This window comes from Aeromonas sp. ZOR0001 (assembly GCF_000801015.1).
In the GTDB taxonomy this organism is placed as follows: Bacteria; Pseudomonadota; Gammaproteobacteria; order Enterobacterales; family Aeromonadaceae; genus Aeromonas; species Aeromonas veronii.
In genome coordinates, this window is record NZ_JRJY01000110.1 from 151,031 (window position 1) to 168,218 (window position 17,188).

Genomic DNA, 17,188 nt, shown 5'->3' on the forward strand with positions numbered 1-17,188 from the left:
ATGCGGTTGCTCGGCAGACAACGAAAAGGGGCCCGCGATGGGCCCCTTGTGATGAGCTGTCTGACTGCTATCAGGCGGCGTTTGCCTTGTTGCCCAGCGTGCGGGCCAGCAGTGCTTCCGGATTGTGGATCGCCTCCTTGGTCTTCACATCGATGACCTCGATATTGGTGAAACGCTCGCGGTTTTTGATCGCCACATCGTGGGCGAAGATGACGCAGCGGGCGTTGGCGACATCCTTGGCGGTAATGCGGTTGATGATGCCGTTGGCGCCCTGGGTCTCGACCTTGATCTTGATCCCCTGCTGGGCAGCGGCCTTCTGCAGGCTTTTGGCGGCGAGGAAGGTGTGGGCAACGCCAGACGGGCAGGCAGTGATGGCCAGTACGTCTGCTTCTCCTTCCGCTTCAATGACTTCGAAGCTGGTTTGGGTGGTAGTGACGTCATCTTCTTCGCTCACCGGCTTCTTCAGCAGGTTGACGATGATGGCGGTGGTCAGGGCGCCGAGGATGGTACCCAGGATGTAGCCCATCTTGCCTTCAACAACCGGCAGGACAATCCAGCCACCCCAGGGGGCGTGGTTGATACTGTGCATCATGAAGCCGGTGATGTTGCCGACGATGCCGCCTGCGACGATTGCCGGGATAACACGCATGGGGTCAGCAGCGGCGAACGGGATAGCACCTTCACTGATACCGATCATGCCCATGATGGCGGCCGCTTTACCGGATTCACGCTCCTCTTTCTTGTAACGCTTCGGAGACATAAAGGTCGCCAGCGCCATACCCAGCGGCGGCACACAGATGGCGATACCGACGCCGCCCATCAGCCAGGGCTGGGTGTTGACCTGAGTCTGGGCAAACAGGGTAGCAACTTTGTTGACCGGGCCGCCCATATCGAAGGCGGTCATACCACCGAGAATGGCACCCAGCATCACTTTACCTGAGCCCGCCATGCTGGAGAGCCAGTGGTTCATCCCTTCCATCATGGCGGCGATCGGGGCACCGATCCCCCACATCACGATGCCACACACCAGGAAGGTACCGATCAGCGGATAGATGAAGATGGAGCCAAGGGAGGTCATGGAGTCAGGCAGCTTGATCCGTTTGAGCTGATTGACCACGAAACCTGCGATAAAGCCCACCAGAATGGCGCCGAGGAAACCGGTTTGATAGTGCTGTACGGCAATCCAGGAGCCGATCATGCCCGGGGCCAGGCCCGGCTTGTCAGCCAGCGAGTAGGCGATGTAGCCACCCAGTACGGCGGTAAACAGGGTCAGACCGGCGATACCCATGGTCGCCATGTCTTTGAGGAAGCCCGCTTCCGGCACGGCGCCCTTGCCGCTCATCATCACCGACAGTGACAGCAGCACACCGCCTGCCACGATGAAGGGGATCATGTGGGAAGTACCAAACAGCAGGTGCTGCTTCATGGTGTTGAGGCGATCCTTGAAGGTGCGATCGGTGGGTTCAACCGGAGCAGTGGCAGCCGGTTTGGCGGCAGGGGCGGGTTTTTCCATTTTCGGGCCTTGCTTGAGCAGAGTCAGGGCTTGCTCGACGGTAGTGGCCGCCTTCATCTGCTCGATAAAACCCGGCTCCAGCAGACGGGTAGAGAGCTCCGCCAGCACTTCGATATGGTGGTTGGCGCCGCCATCTGGGGAGGCGATCATGAAGATCAACTGGGTCGGTTTGCCATCTTCGGCGCCGTACTCGATACCTTGGCGGCTGACACCGATGGCAATGGCCGGACGACTGACTGCCTTGCTCTTGGCGTGGGGCAGGGCGACACCCTGCTCGAAGCCGGTGCAGTCCAGCTGCTCGCGGGCCCAGATATCCTTGACGAATTGCTGTTGATCAGACACGGCGCCATCGCGCGCCAGCATCTGTGCCATCTCGTCGAATAGCGCCTCCTTACTGGTGGCCTTCAACTCCAGGCAGATGAGTCTGCCGTTGGTCATGGTGGGTAACATATTACTCTCCTGGCTCCGTTGCCGAGCCGCATGATGGGGGGAACAATTGACCTGGATATTGTTCTCCCGTTGGCGCGGTGCCGAAATCGGAGAAATGTGCCGTTTACTGGATTTTTGTGCTGCGCAAGTCGTCATGTGACCCAGCTCGCATATCATCATGAAAGCAAATTCATACCGATATTTTTATTTTTTTAAATAAAAACAATGGATTGTGAATGTGTCTTGCTACTTGCATGAGTGCAACGAAAAGGTTTCGCCTTCGGAGGTATGGAGATTTGTGTGCTGCTTTGAGGGCGGAAAATGTGAAGGTGCTGGCAAAACGCGTTGAGAGAACAATCAGAAAGAGGGAGAGCAGCTCTTGATGTGAGTCAATCCCTCCACTGATCACTTGTTATGTGCAGCATGGGTGTCTTCGGGTTTTGTATGGTTCTTTATTTGACAAAGCCCGCCACTTTTATGGATGGCGGGCTGTTTAGTGCTTCAGCCTTATTGAGCTGATTAATGAGAGGAGGAGAATCGGGCGTTATGTCCGAAACTTGCGTACAACCTCCTGCAGTTGTGTTGCCAACAGGTTGAGGTCGTTGCAAGCCTGAGCCATTTGTTTGGCGCCGGTCGCCACTTCTTCCGAGGCATTGCTGATGTTGACTACATTGCGATTGAGCTCCTCGCTTACCGCCCCCTGCTCTTCAGTTGCGGTGGCAATCTGAATATTCATGTGGGAGATACTGTTAACCGAGCTGCTTATTTCGGCAATAGAGGCTCCCGCTTCGCGAGCAGTGTGGACCGTCTCGGACATCATATCCTGACTCTGTTGCATGGTGACGCCCGCTTCGTTAGCACGCTGCTGCAGTTCGGAGATGATGTGGTTGATCTGGGAAGTGGAGTCTTGGGTTCGTTTGGCCAGAGTGCGGACTTCATCTGCTACCACGGCGAAACCACGACCTTGTTCACCGGCTCGGGCTGCCTCGATTGCTGCATTCAGTGCCAGCAGGTTGGTTTGCTCGGCAATCCCCTGAATGACTTCAAGCACCATGCCGATATTTCGGCTGTCATCACCCAGCTGGCGGATCACCAGGGCAGTCTCTTCGATGGCGGTAGCCACCTTTTCAATCCTGCCGATTGAGTCATTGACGGTCTCGCTGCCTTGTGCGGCTGTGTCGCTGGCCGACGTTGCTGCGCTGGCGGCGTCGTTGGTGTTGCGGGCCACCTCCTGTACCGTGGCTTGCATCTCGTTCATGGCTGTGGCCAGCTGATTGAGCTCATGCTGCTGGGCACCCATGTTGTTGGCCGATTGCTGTGCCACCGCGCTGATCTCTTCGGCGGCCGCGCCCAACTGCACTACCGAGCCGGAGACCTCGTTGACCAGCATGCGCAGATTGGATTGCATCTCGTTGAACCCTTGAGCCAGCTTACCCAGTTCGTCATGGGAGAATTGCTTCATGTCGAGTTGGCTGGTGAGGTTGCCTGCCGCCACCTGGCGGGTCTGCTCCAGCAGGGTCATCACAGGATTTCGGATCTGCCGGATCAGCAACCAGGCCACAATAACGACGAACAGCAAGGTTAGCGCACCGACTGTAGTGCTCAGCAGTTTTGCCCGTTCATAGGAAGCCTCACTCTGCTTGGTCAGCAGGTTGGCAACCCGATCGTTCTCCTTGCGAAGCTCCAGACCATCCTGTCCGGCCTGCTCGAGGGCTGCACGAGATTCGTTTTTGATCAGCGACTGCACCTTGGCAATATCTCCCTGCCGTATGGCTGTTTCCAAGTCACCATGGGCTGAAAAATATTTGGCTGCTGCAGTTTTCAGCTCTGCAAACATGTTGCGATCTCGCTCCGACACGAAAGGCATCGATCCATACCGTTGCTCGGCGGCCATATACTGACTCTTTGCCGCTTCGAAAGACTGTGTGCTGCTGTTGAGGGAGTCGGGATCCTTGCCCAGTGCATCTATCACCATGTTCAGTTCGGCACGGCGCGCGTCCAGCAAGGACACATGCATCTGGCTGGATGCCCGGATGGAGGGAACGATATTATCGCTGACCTCACTGGCGTCACGGTAAATATTGGAGAGTTGTAAAGTGGCAAACCAGGCAAAACCCAGCATCAACAAAGCGAGAGTGGTAAACGCCATGGTCAGCTTTTGCCCAATTGTCATTTTTGTCAGCATATATCCTCTTTTATCTATTTTTGTCAGGGGATCTTTGTGTGAAATTTATAGCGGCGAATAGATGTGATACCTTAAAAATAAATCAAATAAAAGAGATCTTAATCACAGAGGGTATTTAAGGTCTATTTCTTTACTGCAATGAGGTTTGGCTGGCATATCAAAAAATAAATATCAAATCTCTCATTATCCTGCCTTTAAATTGATTGGATTGTCAGTTAATGCGGCCTGGCTTTTTTACGGATTACGTCAACTTAAAGTAGAGTTAAAAATAAATCTGTTTATATATCAGTGTTTTAATGTTGATTTCTTATGCTGTTATTCTCAGCAAAGATCGAATGGTCTGCTTGGAATTAAATTATAGAACGACTAAAAAATAGGGCCGCATCTCGAAAAATCAAAAGAGAACCCTTTCGTTTGCATTATTAATGGTTCTGTATGACTACGGCTGCTAAATGTTTACAGACCGAATGATGATGGCCTGGGAAAGGTTTAATGGCGATGCATCTATGTGCTGTTTTAGCTTTCATCAGGGGGTGAAAATAGTAGAGAGTAGAGTTGTTATTTTTATTGCCTCCATTTTTTCGGATACTCAGAGTGTCGCCGTTGCTTGTGCAGGCTGGAATTTTCTTCGTATCAGCAAACCCAGTCATCTGCATCAGGGTAGCGCCAAGCTTGGGCGACAAACCTGTGGAGCTGGTTGTGGGCAGGATGCAGTCAGGGATGGACTTCAGAGCGAGATGCCTGAAGGAAGGTAGGCATAAGAGAGCAGTAGAGATACAGACGGACTTGACTGGTAGGCCATATTGCTCTGTTGGGAGGGGGAGGCATATTCCCCCTCCAACGAGAGTCGGCTCTTATGTTGATTAGCAGCGGTTGCCGGCGCGGGCGACCCGTCCTTCGGCCAGCAGTTGATAATTGCCAGTCGCTGCAGGAATAAAGGCTGATTGCCCCTTTTCCAAACGCAGTGACTGTTCGCCCTGCTTGAGGGTCACTGTGTCATCGATGGCAAAGAGGATCTCGGCGCTGGCAGTGGTGAGCTGATGCTCGCCAGCCGGGTAGACGCTGAAAGTGAAGTCAGGTACCGGCACGTCGAAGTGCTGTACCGCACCATCACAGCGGGGGGCCAGCAGGATCTGGTCGTCCGGCTTGGGCAAGCAGCGCGTGCAGTCCAAGAGCTCTGCCACGTCGATGTATTTGGGGGTGAGGCCGGCGCGCAGTACGTTGTCCGAGTTGGCCATGATTTCGAGGCCGGTGCCGCGCACATAGGCGTGCGGGGTACAGGCATCGAGGAACATCGCCTGACCGGGTTGGAGGGTCACCACGTTCAACAGCAGCGGCGAGAAGAGGCCCACATCTCCCGGGTACTGGGCCGCCAGACTGGTGATGAGGGCAAACGTCTCCTCATCCTGATGGGCGGCGGCATAGGTTAGCAGCCCTGCCAGCGCCTCCTCCTTGCGCGCCCCTTCCAGTACCAGCAGCTGGTGGAAGAAGTGCTGCAGGCCCGCTTCATTCTGGCTGGCGGCAAGGGCTGCGGTCAGATCGGCGATGGCCGCCAGATTGACCCGCTCGAACAGTGCCAGAATGGCGGGAATGGCGCGAAAGCCGTTCATCGCCTGATAGGGGGTGAGGGCAAAGACCAGCTCCGGCTTATGGTTCGGGTCTTTGTAGTTGCGATTGCTCGCCTTGATATCGATGCCTGCGGCCTCCTCTTTGGCAAAGCCTGCTTCGGCCTGAGCCTTGCTCGGGTGCACCTGAATGGAGAGAGCCTTCTCGGCACACAACACCTTGAACAGGAACGGCAGGCTGCCAAAACGGGCGAAGGTGGCCTCACCCAGCGCAGCGGCCGGGGCCCGGTCGATCACCGTAGAAAGCTTTTGCACACTGCCCGCCAGCGTTACCTCGGAGCAGCCGTTGGGATGGGCGCCCATCCAGAGCTCGGCCTGGGGTTTGCCTTGTGGGTTGGGAATGCCAAACAGGGTGGTGAGGGAGTCATGACTGCCCCAGTCATAGCCTTGAATCGGGTTTTGCATCAACAGAAAGGAGGGCAGATCGCTACTGCTCATAAGGGACGCCTCGTCTAGTTTGAAGAAAATCGGGTGCAGAAAAGGGTGGCATTACTGCTGTGGACCGGACTATAACATGGGCGGTCGTGCGCGCCGCAACCGCTTGCCTCTCTCTTGATCAGGATCACCATGTCTCTCATCTTCAGCCAACTGCTCGACGGAGCCCTGAGCGAACAGGTTCCATTTGACCAAATCTGGTTTGCCAGTGAACAGGGGGTGCCACCCAGTTTCAGCTATCAGGTCAACTTTCCCCGCCTCGAGCTGGTCTTTAGCGGCGAGTATCTCAACCAAATTTGGGACAGGGAGGAGGGGGTCAGAGAGATCAGTGTATTGCCGGGACAGGCGCTCTATATCCCTCCCAACGGCTGGAACAAGCCGCTTTGGACCACCGACTGCTCGGTGCTGAGCCTGCTGTTTGGCAAACGCCAGCTGGGGTTCAGTCTGGTGAGCAAGCGCCGTGAAGATCCGGACTTTTTCGATGTGCAAAAGCACAGCATCATGGCGCGGGCTGGCCATGTAATCGAACACATTCTGGCTGCTCTCAATGTGCTGACCGAGGATCCCGGTCGCTCCCCCACCGATGATCACCTGCTGCAGGCCCTGCTGGCGAGTGCCCGTCAGCTGTTGCTGGAGTCCGCCACGGATCGGCCACGGGGGGCAGAGCTCTTTCACGGGATCTGCATCTATATCCAGGAGAACTTTCACCGTCCCATCACCCGTGACTCCATTGCCCACCGCTTCAACGTTTCAGCCAGCCATCTCTCCCACCTGTTTCGCGAGCAGGGTCATATGCGCCTTGCCGATTACATCAGCTGGGTGCGGATCGATCGGGCCAAATTCATGCTGAAAAAGTACCGCTTTCGTCTTGAAGAGGTGGCCAGTCGCTGCGGTTACAGTGACGTGAACTACTTCTGCCGGGTGTTCAAACAGAAGACCGGTTTGACCCCTTCCCAGTACCGTTCCCTGAGTCAGCCGCAGGCGGCGGCCAGCGAGCTGGAGGGATAACGGGGCTGTGTCGGGAAGGCGTGGTGACGGCGCACTGGCGGGTGGCTACCTCTTTGGTCTGACATGCTTTCTTGTCGTTTTATTATGAAAATGAATGGGCTAAGATGGCCGCGCGCAACAAACAAGTTGATAACAAACGGAAGTTAGGAGATGCCGATGGAAAGCAAAGTAGTAATCCCGACCCAGGGTCAAAAAATCACAGTCGATGCCAACGGCAAGCTGCAGGTTCCCAACCATCCGATCATTCCGTTTATTGAAGGGGATGGCATCGGTGTTGACGTAACCCCGGCCATGTTGAATGTGGTGAATGCTGCGGTCGAGAAAGCCTACAAGGGCGAGCGCAAGATCGCCTGGATGGAGATCTATACCGGCGAGAAATCGACTCATGTCTATGGCGAAGGTGCCTGGCTGCCGGCCGAAACCCTGGATTTCATTCGCGAATATTGCGTGGCCATCAAGGGCCCGCTGACTACTCCGGTCGGTGGCGGTATTCGCTCCCTCAACGTAGCCCTGCGTCAGGAGCTGGATCTCTACATCTGCCTGCGCCCGGTGCGTTACTACGACGGCACCCCGAGCCCGGTGAAACGTCCTGATCTGACCGACATGGTGATCTTCCGCGAAAACGCCGAAGACATCTACGCCGGCATCGAGTGGAAGGCCGACAGTGCCGAAGCGAACAAGGTGATCGCCTTCCTGCAAAACGAGATGGGCGTGAAGAAAATTCGCTTCCCCGAGTCCTGTGGTATCGGCATCAAGCCGATGTCCAAGGCCGGTACCGAGCGTCTGGTGCGTGCCGCCATCGAGTATGCCATCGACAATGATCGCGACTCCGTGACTCTGGTGCACAAGGGCAACATCATGAAGTTCACCGAAGGTGCCTTCAAGGATTGGGGTTATGCTCTGGCTCAGAACGAGTACGGTGCCCAGCTGATTGACGGCGGCCCCTGGTGCTCCTTCAAGAACCCGAAAACCGGCAAGACCATCGTCATCAAGGATGTCATCGCCGATGCCTTCTTGCAGCAGATCCTGCTGCGTCCGGCCGAGTATGACGTCATCGCCTGTATGAACCTCAATGGCGACTACATCTCCGACGCGCTGGCCGCTCAGGTAGGCGGTATCGGTATCGCGCCGGGTGCCAACATCGGTGACGGCGTGGCCCTGTTCGAAGCGACCCACGGTACTGCACCTAAGTATGCCGGTCAGGACAAGGTCAATCCGGGCTCCCTCATCCTCTCCGCCGAGATGATGCTGCGCCACATGGGTTGGGTCGAAGCGGCCGATCTCATCATCAAGGGGATGGAAGCGGCGATCCGCAACAAGACCGTCACCTATGACTTCGAGCGTCTGATGGAAGGGGCCACCCTGCGCTCCTGCTCCCAGTTTGCTCAGGACATGATCGACCAGATGTAATCTGCTGCTTGCCAGAAACGCAAAACCGGCGCCATGTGCGCCGGTTTTTTTATCGCGAAAGAGTGCAGGGGCTTATTGCGCCTGCTCTACGTGTTGCTGATAGCGTTGCTGCCATTTGCTGGTTTCTGCTTCATCACCCTGGGCCTTCCAGAAGGCGCAGATGGTGTTGGCAAGTTCCGAAGCCATCGCGTGATCTCCGTCACGTCGACTCATCAGATAATCTCCCAGCCAGCTTTGATATTGTTTCATTACCCGATCTCCTTATCTCATGTGCCCATGAGGGTGCCCACCTTGACGGGAGCCTGTCGGCTCATCCTGGAGGAAACATCATCAGACATGATGGTGCAAAGTCACGACCCGGGCAGAGAGCCCGATGGGCAATCTGGCGGCGAACGTGACGCGAGATGTCAAAAAATGAGCGCCATTTTAGCACAAACTGACCAACTTGGGGAAATTGTCGCCATGGATTGCGACAGAACTGCCCCATCCCCTTGTTCCCAAAACAGAAAACCCGCCGTGATGGCGGGTTTATTTGCAGATAAATGTGGCAAAACAGCCTAGATCTTGGTGCTGGCCAGGTACTTTGTCATCTCTTCGGCGGGCACCATGCCACCGCCGGTGGCCCACACCAGATGGGTGGCCTGTGCCATGGTTGCGGCATCGAAACCGCGCCCGGTGAGCCACTCGGGATTGGCCGCCACGCGCCACGGGCCGGCCATACCAGCCAGAGCGGAGGGCTCGAGTGTGATCTGCTCATCGCGCGCCAGCAGTCCGAGCAGGTCATACATCTCCTGATCGCTCAGGGTGTAGAAGCCATCGAGCAGCCGTTCCATGGCGCGGCCGACGAAGCCGGAGGCGCGTCCTACCGCGAGGCCGTCGGCTGCGGTGAGGTTATCGATGCCCAGATCCTGCACCGCAATGGCATCATGCAATCCGGTGTGGACCCCCAGCAACATGCAGGGGGAGTGAGTGGGCTCGGCGAAGAAGCAGTGAACGTTGTCTCCGAACGCGAGCTTGAGACCAAAGGCCACGCCGCCCGGGCCGCCACCCACGCCGCAAGGGAGGTAGACAAACAGCGGGTGGTCGGCATCCACCTTGATACCCATCTGGTCGAACTGCGCTTTCACCCGCTCGCCCGCCACCGAGTAGCCGAGGAACAGGGTGCGGGAGTTCTCGTCGTCGATAAAGAAGCAGTTGGGATCGCGCTCGGCCTCTTTGCGCCCCTGTTCCACCGCCACCCCGTAATCTTCGGCATATTCGACCACGATGACGCCGTGTTCGCGCAGCTTGCGCTTCTTCCACTCCCGCGCATCGGCCGACATGTGGACGGTGACGGTAAAGCCGAGCTTGGCGCTCATGATGCCGATGGACATGCCAAGGTTGCCGGTGGAGCCCACTGCGATGCTGTACTGGCTGAAGAACTGGCGAAACTCGTCGCTGAACAGTTTTCGGTAGTCATCCTCTTCGCAGAGAAGTCCCGCCTTGATCGCCAACTGTTCGGCGTGAGTCAGCACCTCGTAGATACCGCCACGGGCCTTGATGGAGCCGGAGATGGGCAGGTGACTGTCTTTTTTCAGCAGCAGCCGACCGGTGACCTCAACCCCGTAGCGCCGGTTGAGCGTAGCCTGCATCGCCGGAATAGCGGCGATCTCGGACTCCAGAATGCCGTTGCTGGTGCGGGTCTCGGGGAAGGCCTCGCACATGTAGGGGGCAAAGCGGGCCAAGCGGGCGGATGCGTCTGCCACATTGCTGCTATCGAGCCCCACATAGGGCAGACCGGCAGCCAGAGTGGTGGTGTTGGGGTTGAACCAGGTGACTGGCTCAAGCGCGATCAGGGATTGCACCAGTGGAAATTGCGCTGTGAGTTGTTGGACGTCGATGTTTTTCATAGTGTTCTCGGTCTTGTTACACGATATAGGAGAGCAGGAAAGTACCGGCCAGCGCCATCAGGGAGGCGACCAAGGTGGCGGTGGTGTAGTACTTGAGCGTTTCGTTCAGGGTGGCGCCGCAATACTGCTTGACCAGCCAGAACAGAGAGTCGGTCACCATGGTGCAGCCAATGGCGCCAGAGCCGATGGCCAGGGTCATGATCTCCGGGCTGATGTTCGGGTAGTGCACCATGATGGGGGAGACGATGGCGGTGGCGCCCATCATGGCGACGGTGGCGGAGCCCACGGCGGCGTGCAGCACGATGGCCACCAGCCAGGCCAGCAGAATGGGGTGCATATCCAGCTGGGAGAGGATAGTGGCCAGACTATCGCCCAGCCCGCTTGCCTTGAGCACGCCGTTGAAGGCGCCGCCCGCTCCGATAATGAGCAGGATATTGGCGATGGAGGAGAAGCACTCCTCGGTCTTGTTGAGCAGCCCTTCCATCTTCATCTGCTGGCGGATCCCCAGCACGTAGTAGGCGGTGAAGGCGGCGATAAACATGGCGGTGATGGGGTTGCCGATAAACTCCAGCACGGTGTAGAGGTGGCTGGCGTGCTCCATATTGAGCTCGGCGACCGTCTTGGCCTGCATCAGCAGGATGGGCAGCAGCACGGTAAAGAGCGAGGCGCTTAAGGTCGGGAGAGTTGCCTCATCGCGGGCCTTGATGTCGGCAAAGGCAGCGGGTACCACCTTGAACGGGAGCCTGTTGCCCAGCAGTTTGAGGAACAGGGGGCCGCCGATAAGCGAGGCAAAGAGGCCGACCGCGAGGCCATAGACAATGACGGAGCCGACGTCAGCCCCCAGCTGATTGGTGACGTAGAGGGCTGCCGGGTGGGGCGGCACTATGCAGTGCACGGCCATCAGGGCGGTGCAGAGCGGAATGGCCAGGGTCAGCAGCGAGGTTCTGGTCTTGCGGGCGATGGAGAAGGCGAGCGGGATCAGCAGCACTACCCCCACTTCGACAAACAGGGTGATACCGCACACCAGACCAACCAGCACCATGATGACCTGAGGCGAGAGCCAGCGGCATCTCTGCAGGGCGAGACCGATGCGCTCCGCTGCCCCTGACACCTCCATCATCTTGCCAAGTATGGTGCCAAGACCGATGACGGCGGCGAGAAAGCCTAGCGTGCCGCCAATGCCCGCTTCCATGGCATTGACCATGTTGACCAGGTTCATCCCCATCAGGGTGCCGACATAGAAGCTCGCCAGCAGCAGGGCGAGGAAAGGATGCACCTTGCCCTTCACTATGGTGACCACGATAAGAACGATGCTACTTAGCAAGGTAGCGATGACCCATACCTCTGAACTCATACTGCGCCTCGACATCTGTTGTGTGTGATTGTTTATGCGCTATTGAATGAAAATGAGGCGGGGCTGACAAATGATGAAATCGACCACTTGGGTGAACTGAGGTGATTCAAAGGCGCTACATTGGTCACAATTTATCGAAATTACACTCTTTGGGTATTTTGGTTTCATCCTGAAGGTGGCCTGTGGGTGTATGATCGGCGGCCATTGCGAAGAGGGGGATGAATGTATAACGGGGATAATTACATATCGCGCAACAAGCTGCTGAGCAGCTACCAGCTGGCCAAGCTGCACACCTTCGAGGCGGCCGCCCGCCACGGATCCTTTGCCATGGCAGCTGATGAATTGTCGCTGAGTCCCAGTGCCGTGAGTCACCGGATCAGCGCACTGGAAGAGGAGCTGGGGTTCAAGCTCTTTGAGCATTTTCACCGCAAGGTGGTACTGACGGCGGATGGGCAGCGGGTGTTCTGGGCGCTCAAATCCTCGCTGGAGTTCATCAATCAGGAGATCCTGGAGATCAAGAATCAGGAACTCTCCGGTACCCTGACCATCTATTCGCGTCCCTCTATCGCCCAGTGCTGGCTGGTGCCCAGGTTGGCTGATTTCTCCCGCCTGCATCCGCAGATCGAGCTCAATATCATCACCGGTAACGAGAACATCAACCTGCATGGTTATGGCATCGATTTGACCCTCTATTTCGATGAGAAGAGCCCGGAGCGGCTTGCCATCCACCCGCTGATGGATGAGTTCATGCTGCCGGTCTGCAGTCCGGAATATGCCAAGCAGCACGGGCTTGTCGGTAATCCCGCCAACTTGTCCTTGTGCCGTCTGCTTCATGATCGGCAGGCATGGGGATTTGACTCGGATACCGACGAATGGAGCAGCTGGGCTCGCCACGCCGGGGTCAGCCTCGAGGCATGCCGGCTGAGCATGGGTTTTGATCGCTCGGATCTCGCCATCATCGCCGCCATGAATCACGCCGGGATCGCCATGGGGCGCAAGAATCTGGTGAGCAAGCGACTGGCACGCAACGAGCTGGTGGCCCCTTTTGCCGGGCTGGAGATCAAGTGCGAGCAGCGTTATTACATGGCGACCCTGCCCAATCGGGCGTGTCCCAAGATCCAGGCCTTTATCGACTGGGCGAAGGAAATGGCTGCCGAGATGGAATGAACAGAGGCCGGTGCGCAAGAGCAAAATGAAGATGGTAAAGCGCGAGTGAACGAAGGTAGCGGTTTAACGTAGCGGGAAAATAGGGGGAGGGGGGTTGGCTGATGGTGGTTGGTCGCGAGTGGCCTTGCTGCCAACACCGGGTGGCTGGCAGCAAGGCAACGGTCGGGATCAGGTGGTCTTTTCCAGATGGTTCTGGTAAATCTGCTGCCACTTGTCCAGTTCGTTTTCATCACCCTGCTGCTGCCAGAACTCGCAGATGGAACTCGCCATCTCGCATGCCATGGCGTGGTCACCGTCACGGCGACTCATCAGGTATTGCCCCAGCCAGCTTTGATACTGTTTCATTGCACGATCTCCTTATCTATTTAACCCTTGATACTGCAGCTGTGGGCCACCCGTCCGGCAGTGTCGCGCCACACTCCACTTTCGCCGCGCGCTGCTTGTTATTGCCTCGCTTGTTGTCAATCAGGACAGAGAGCGTATGAGAAAAAGGCGAAAGTGTTAAAAATTGGCCACCACCTTATCACAAAATGGTGTGATATGCAGGCTTTGGGGCCAATTGAGTTATAAGCGCGGGTTGTGTGTCCCGACATAGCGACAGGAATTGACGGAGAGTATCGGCACGCAACTTGTGCCGCAAGCAGGCGTTTGAGCGGTTACTGGGTCACCCGACGTGCCTGCCAGTAGCGACTGTTCCAGTAGACGTTGTCGAGGCGGGAGCGGATCACTCCCTTGCTGGTGGAGGCGTGAATAAACTCGCCGGCACCTGTATAGACCCCCACATGGTACTGTTGCCAGCCGGTCTTGAAGAAGACCAGATCCCCGTGTTGCAGCCGGTAGCGATCCACCGGTTTGCCAATGCTGGCCTGAGATTCGGTGGTTCTTGGCAGGTTGAAGCCCAGCACCTGACTGTAGGCGAGCTGGGTGAAGGCGGAGCAGTCTAGCCCGGCGCGGCTGGCGCCGCCCATGCGGTAGGGAACTCCGCGCCACTGTTGGTAGAAGCCATCAAAGGCACTGCTCTGCCGGGGGGCCGGAGGTGGCTCCGGCGTGCTGGAACAGGCGGCCAGCAGCAGAGTCAGCAGGGATAGCAGCAGCTTGCGATACATCGGGCTCTCTCCACGGACGGGTCTACCAAACGAGACATTTATCGAACGCCATATCCTGCCAAATCGTTCTGGGGGCAGGAGGGCACGCGACAACTTTTCCATCATAAACAGGGAGCTGGCTCCAGACCTAGTCTCCGAGAGGAAAAATGTGGTGGGGAACTGAAAAACGCCAACCCGAGGGCTGGCGTTTGTTGTCACTCGTTGTGGCTGATCAGCGGTTTAAGCAGCTCGGCCAGCTTGTAGAAGGTCTGCACCCGGGTGGTGCTGGGGCGCCAGACCAACCCGATTTCGCGATAGGAGGTCTCTCCCGGCAGCGGGATGGCCACCAGATCGGAGTTGGCAAGAATGCCTGCATCGATGGCCATCTGCGGCAGGAAGGTGGTGCCAAGACCCGCTTCCACCATCTGCACCAGAGTGTGCAGGCTGGTGGCGGCAAACGGGTTGATCTTGCTCTTGTCCCGCAGGCGGCAGGCGCTCACTGCGTGCTCGGTGAGGCAGTGCTCCCGCTCCAGCAGGAAGATGCTCTGGTTGGGCAGCTCCTTGTAGTCGAACGGGGTATGCAGACCGGCCGCTATGCTGGCGGGCATCACCATGTGGAACGGATCCTGGCCGACGGTCTTGCAGTGAAATCCCCCGATCTCGATGGGCAGGGCGAGGATCAGCAAGTCGAGCTGACCCTGTTCCAGCTGCTTGAGCAGATTGCTGGTGGTGTCTTCACGCAGCAACAATTCGAGGTCAGGATAGGTTTTGCTGCACTCTTTCAGCAGCTTGCTCAACAGGAAGGGGGCGATGGTGGGAATGCAGCCAAGACGTACCGTCCCCTGCATCACGCCGCCCTGATGTTGCCCGAGCTCCATCAGATCCCGCGCATCGGAGAGCAAATTGCGAGCGCGCTCGACGATTTCCATGCCGACCGGGGTCATAATGAAGCTCTTGTGGTCCCGCTCCACCAGTTGCAGGTTCATCATGTCCTCCAGCGTCTGGATCCCGGTACTCAGGGTCGACTGGCTGACATGACAGGCCTTGGCGGCGCGGTTGAAGTTCTTGTGCTCATCGAGAGCGACCAGATATTGCAGCTGTTTGAGGCTGGGCCAACGTTGCATAGAAAAACCCGATTAATGCTATCTATTTAATTTGATTTAACTAATCTACCACCGGGTCTATAGTTTGTCGCTTGAATTAGATGGACTTGGCTCTAGGTAGCCCAATCCTCACCGGATTGTTCACTTCACATAAAGAGGAATTGAATATGGTATTGGTAGGCCGTCCCGCACCCGATTTTACCGCCGCAGCTGTTCTGGGTAATGGCGAGATCGTTGATTCATTCAACCTGTCATCCCACATCAAAGGCAAAGCTGCCGTTGTCTTCTTTTATCCGCTCGATTTCACCTTCGTCTGCCCGTCCGAGCTGATTGCCTTCGATCACCGTTATGAAGAGTTCCAGAAGCGTGGCGTGGAAGTGATCGGTGTTTCCATCGATTCCCAGTTCTCCCACAACGCATGGCGCAACACCAAAGTGGAAGATGGCGGTATCGGTCAGGTCAAGTACCCGCTGATCGCCGACGTGAAACACGAAATCTGCAAAGCCTATGATGTTGAGCATCCGGAAGCCGGTGTGGCGTTCCGTGGCTCCTTCCTGATCGACAAGAACGGTGTCGTTCGCCACCAGGTTGTCAACGATCTGCCGCTGGGCCGCAACATCGACGAGATGCTGCGCATGGTCGATGCCCTGCAATTCCACGAAGAGCACGGCGAAGTGTGCCCGGCTCAGTGGGAAAAAGGCAAAAAAGGTATGCAAGCCTCTCCGGACGGCGTTGCCAAGTACCTGTCCGAGAATGCTGACTCCCTGTAATCGAGTCGAACTCTCCTTGAAGAACCGGCGTCTTGGCGCCGGTTTTTTTATACCTGAGATTTATCCATCCTCTGACATAGTGGCCAGACATTTCTCGCTCCATCGCTCGCTATTCCAAGCGGCCGTTCGCTGGCGTACTCGTTGTTTCGAAATGAGGTGCTGATCCGAATGGCTGGGTGGGATATGCCGACAGACAATCGCCATAAAAAAAGCGCGCCACAGGCGCGCTTAGTTCACAAGCGAAGAAGTTATTCCTCAAAGATCCCGAAGTGATCCTTGGCGAAATTGACCCGCTGCTCCACGTTCATCTTCACCTGGCCCAGCTTCTCGATAGTTTTGAGATTGGGCACCAGGCCGCGACCGTTGGCGATCTGGATGGCAAGGCCGGGACGGGCGTTGAGCTCCAGCAGCATGGGGCCGCGGAACTTGTCCAGCACCATGTCGGTCCCGATGTAGCCCAGACCCGACATCTCGTAGCAGGAGGCGGCCAGGGTGAGCAGGGTATCCCAGTGTGGGACCTTGAGCTCATAGAGGTCGAGGCCGGTATCCGGATGGTGGCGCAGCGGATTGCCAAACTGCACCGCCCGCAGGGCACGACCGGTACGCAGGCACAGACCCACCCCCACGGCGCCCTGGTGCAGGTTCGCCTTGCCATCGGAGGCGGCGGTGGAGAGGCGCATCATCGCCATCACCGGGAACCCCTTGAAGATGATGACCCGGGCATCGGGTACCCCTTCGAAGGAGTAGCCGTCGAACACGTCATCAAAGTTGATGAGGCCTTCCACCAGCGCCACGTCGGGCTTGCCGCCGAGGGAATAGAGCCCCGCCAGAATGTTGGAGACATGGCGCTCCAGATCCTGACCGGTAGAGGCGCTGCCGTTGGGTTTATAGAAGAGGCCATCTTCCTGACGCAGGATCACCAGGATCCCCTTGCCGCCCGAGCCACGGGCCGGCTTGATGCAGAAGCCCGGCCAATCCTTGACCAGCTCGGTGATGCGACCCACATCGTGCTGGGCTCGGATGGTACCGATCAGCTCAGGCACGGTAACGCCTGCATCCAGCGCAATTTGTTTGGTCTGCAGCTTGTCATCCACCAACGGATAGAGGCTGCGCGGATTGTAGCGGCTGATGTAGGAGTGGTTGCGCTTGTTCATGCCGAGGATGCCTGATTGGGACAGGCTCCACGGGGTGGTGTATTTTTCCCAGAACCACATC

The 17,188-nt window shown here is 57.1% G+C and carries 14 protein-coding genes; 4 read left to right on the top strand and 10 right to left on the bottom strand.

What is annotated here, in order from left to right:
• Window positions 1–70 precede the first annotated feature (70 nt).
• From L972_RS15080 to manA, 3 genes are all read right to left on the bottom strand, one after another.
• On the bottom strand, window positions 71–1,963 hold the full coding sequence (locus L972_RS15080; RefSeq protein ID WP_047439218.1) for a PTS fructose transporter subunit EIIC: 1,893 nt from the start codon (window positions 1,961–1,963) through the stop codon (window positions 71–73).
• A gap of 523 nt (window positions 1,964–2,486) precedes the next feature.
• Window positions 2,487–4,127 carry a methyl-accepting chemotaxis protein gene (locus L972_RS15085; protein ID WP_005353179.1) on the bottom strand — a complete coding sequence of 547 codons (1,641 nt, stop codon included), beginning with the start codon at window positions 4,125–4,127 and terminating at the stop codon, window positions 2,487–2,489.
• A gap of 863 nt (window positions 4,128–4,990) precedes the next feature.
• Window positions 4,991–6,190, bottom strand: coding sequence for a mannose-6-phosphate isomerase, class I (gene manA, locus L972_RS15090; RefSeq protein ID WP_047439220.1), 1,200 nt, complete (start codon window positions 6,188–6,190; stop codon window positions 4,991–4,993).
• A gap of 129 nt (window positions 6,191–6,319) precedes the next feature.
• On the opposite strand from manA, the gene L972_RS15095 reads away from it, so the two are divergent.
• Window positions 6,320–7,195, top strand: coding sequence for a helix-turn-helix transcriptional regulator (locus L972_RS15095; RefSeq protein WP_005361632.1), 876 nt, complete (start codon window positions 6,320–6,322; stop codon window positions 7,193–7,195).
• Between the two features lie 156 nt (window positions 7,196–7,351).
• On the top strand, window positions 7,352–8,605 hold the full coding sequence (gene icd / locus L972_RS15100) for an NADP-dependent isocitrate dehydrogenase (protein WP_005347179.1): 1,254 nt from the start codon (window positions 7,352–7,354) through the stop codon (window positions 8,603–8,605).
• A 72-nt stretch (window positions 8,606–8,677) separates the two neighbouring features.
• Here icd and L972_RS21495 read toward each other — a convergent pair whose 3' ends face one another.
• The 3 genes from L972_RS21495 to dsdX all read right to left on the bottom strand — a co-directional run bounded on the left by L972_RS21495 (window position 8,678) and on the right by dsdX (window position 11,848).
• A complete protein-coding gene (locus L972_RS21495; protein WP_005337712.1) occupies window positions 8,678–8,854 on the bottom strand; it encodes a hypothetical protein in 177 nt (58 codons plus the stop codon).
• Window positions 8,855–9,162: 308 nt separating this feature from the next.
• Window positions 9,163–10,494 carry a D-serine ammonia-lyase gene (locus L972_RS15105; RefSeq protein ID WP_047439222.1) on the bottom strand — a complete coding sequence of 444 codons (1,332 nt, stop codon included), beginning with the start codon at window positions 10,492–10,494 and terminating at the stop codon, window positions 9,163–9,165.
• Between the two features lie 16 nt (window positions 10,495–10,510).
• Window positions 10,511–11,848: a D-serine transporter DsdX gene (gene dsdX, locus L972_RS15110; RefSeq protein WP_047439223.1), complete on the bottom strand. Its 1,338-nt coding sequence runs from the start codon at window positions 11,846–11,848 to the stop codon at window positions 10,511–10,513.
• Between the two features lie 222 nt (window positions 11,849–12,070).
• Here dsdX and dsdC point away from each other — a divergent pair, with 222 nt between their 5' ends.
• Window positions 12,071–13,015, top strand: a complete 945-nt coding sequence (dsdC, locus tag L972_RS15115) for a DNA-binding transcriptional regulator DsdC (RefSeq protein ID WP_047439224.1) — start codon at window positions 12,071–12,073, stop codon at window positions 13,013–13,015.
• 168 nt (window positions 13,016–13,183) lie between these two features.
• On the opposite strand, the gene L972_RS21500 is transcribed toward dsdC, so the two are convergent.
• The 3 genes from L972_RS21500 to L972_RS15125 form a co-directional block, all read right to left on the bottom strand.
• Window positions 13,184–13,360 carry a hypothetical protein gene (locus L972_RS21500; RefSeq protein ID WP_005337704.1) on the bottom strand — a complete coding sequence of 59 codons (177 nt, stop codon included), beginning with the start codon at window positions 13,358–13,360 and terminating at the stop codon, window positions 13,184–13,186.
• 311 nt (window positions 13,361–13,671) lie between these two features.
• Window positions 13,672–14,121 carry a C40 family peptidase gene (locus L972_RS15120; RefSeq protein WP_005337703.1) on the bottom strand — a complete coding sequence of 150 codons (450 nt, stop codon included), beginning with the start codon at window positions 14,119–14,121 and terminating at the stop codon, window positions 13,672–13,674.
• Window positions 14,122–14,315: 194 nt separating this feature from the next.
• Window positions 14,316–15,224 (bottom strand): hydrogen peroxide-inducible genes activator, encoded by a 909-nt coding sequence (locus L972_RS15125; protein WP_047439225.1) that lies wholly within the window; start codon window positions 15,222–15,224, stop codon window positions 14,316–14,318.
• Window positions 15,225–15,370: 146 nt separating this feature from the next.
• Between L972_RS15125 and L972_RS15130 the strand changes: the two genes are divergently transcribed.
• Complete coding sequence (locus L972_RS15130; RefSeq protein WP_005337701.1) at window positions 15,371–15,973, top strand: peroxiredoxin C; 603 nt, start codon at window positions 15,371–15,373, stop codon at window positions 15,971–15,973.
• 248 nt (window positions 15,974–16,221) lie between these two features.
• On the opposite strand, the gene L972_RS15135 is transcribed toward L972_RS15130, so the two are convergent.
• Window positions 16,222–17,187 (bottom strand): alpha-L-glutamate ligase-like protein, encoded by a 966-nt coding sequence (locus tag L972_RS15135; RefSeq protein WP_005353164.1) that lies wholly within the window; start codon window positions 17,185–17,187, stop codon window positions 16,222–16,224.
• Window position 17,188: the final 1 nt, after the last annotated feature.

Coding starts and splice junctions, on each gene's coding strand:
- L972_RS15095 (WP_005361632.1), top strand. CDS start 6,320: ATGTCTCTCATCTTCAGCCAACTGCTCGACGGAGCCCTGAGCGAACAG.
- dsdC (WP_047439224.1), top strand. CDS start 12,071: ATGTATAACGGGGATAATTACATATCGCGCAACAAGCTGCTGAGCAGC.
- dsdX (WP_047439223.1), bottom strand. CDS start 11,848: ATGAGTTCAGAGGTATGGGTCATCGCTACCTTGCTAAGTAGCATCGTT.
- L972_RS15080 (WP_047439218.1), bottom strand. CDS start 1,963: ATGTTACCCACCATGACCAACGGCAGACTCATCTGCCTGGAGTTGAAG.
- icd (WP_005347179.1), top strand. CDS start 7,352: ATGGAAAGCAAAGTAGTAATCCCGACCCAGGGTCAAAAAATCACAGTC.
- L972_RS15130 (WP_005337701.1), top strand. CDS start 15,371: ATGGTATTGGTAGGCCGTCCCGCACCCGATTTTACCGCCGCAGCTGTT.
- L972_RS21500 (WP_005337704.1), bottom strand. CDS start 13,360: ATGAAACAGTATCAAAGCTGGCTGGGGCAATACCTGATGAGTCGCCGT.
- L972_RS21495 (WP_005337712.1), bottom strand. CDS start 8,854: ATGAAACAATATCAAAGCTGGCTGGGAGATTATCTGATGAGTCGACGT.
- L972_RS15135 (WP_005353164.1), bottom strand. CDS start 17,187: ATGTGGTTCTGGGAAAAATACACCACCCCGTGGAGCCTGTCCCAATCA.
- L972_RS15125 (WP_047439225.1), bottom strand. CDS start 15,224: ATGCAACGTTGGCCCAGCCTCAAACAGCTGCAATATCTGGTCGCTCTC.
- L972_RS15120 (WP_005337703.1), bottom strand. CDS start 14,121: ATGTATCGCAAGCTGCTGCTATCCCTGCTGACTCTGCTGCTGGCCGCC.
- L972_RS15085 (WP_005353179.1), bottom strand. CDS start 4,127: ATGCTGACAAAAATGACAATTGGGCAAAAGCTGACCATGGCGTTTACC.
- L972_RS15105 (WP_047439222.1), bottom strand. CDS start 10,494: ATGAAAAACATCGACGTCCAACAACTCACAGCGCAATTTCCACTGGTG.
- manA (WP_047439220.1), bottom strand. CDS start 6,190: ATGAGCAGTAGCGATCTGCCCTCCTTTCTGTTGATGCAAAACCCGATT.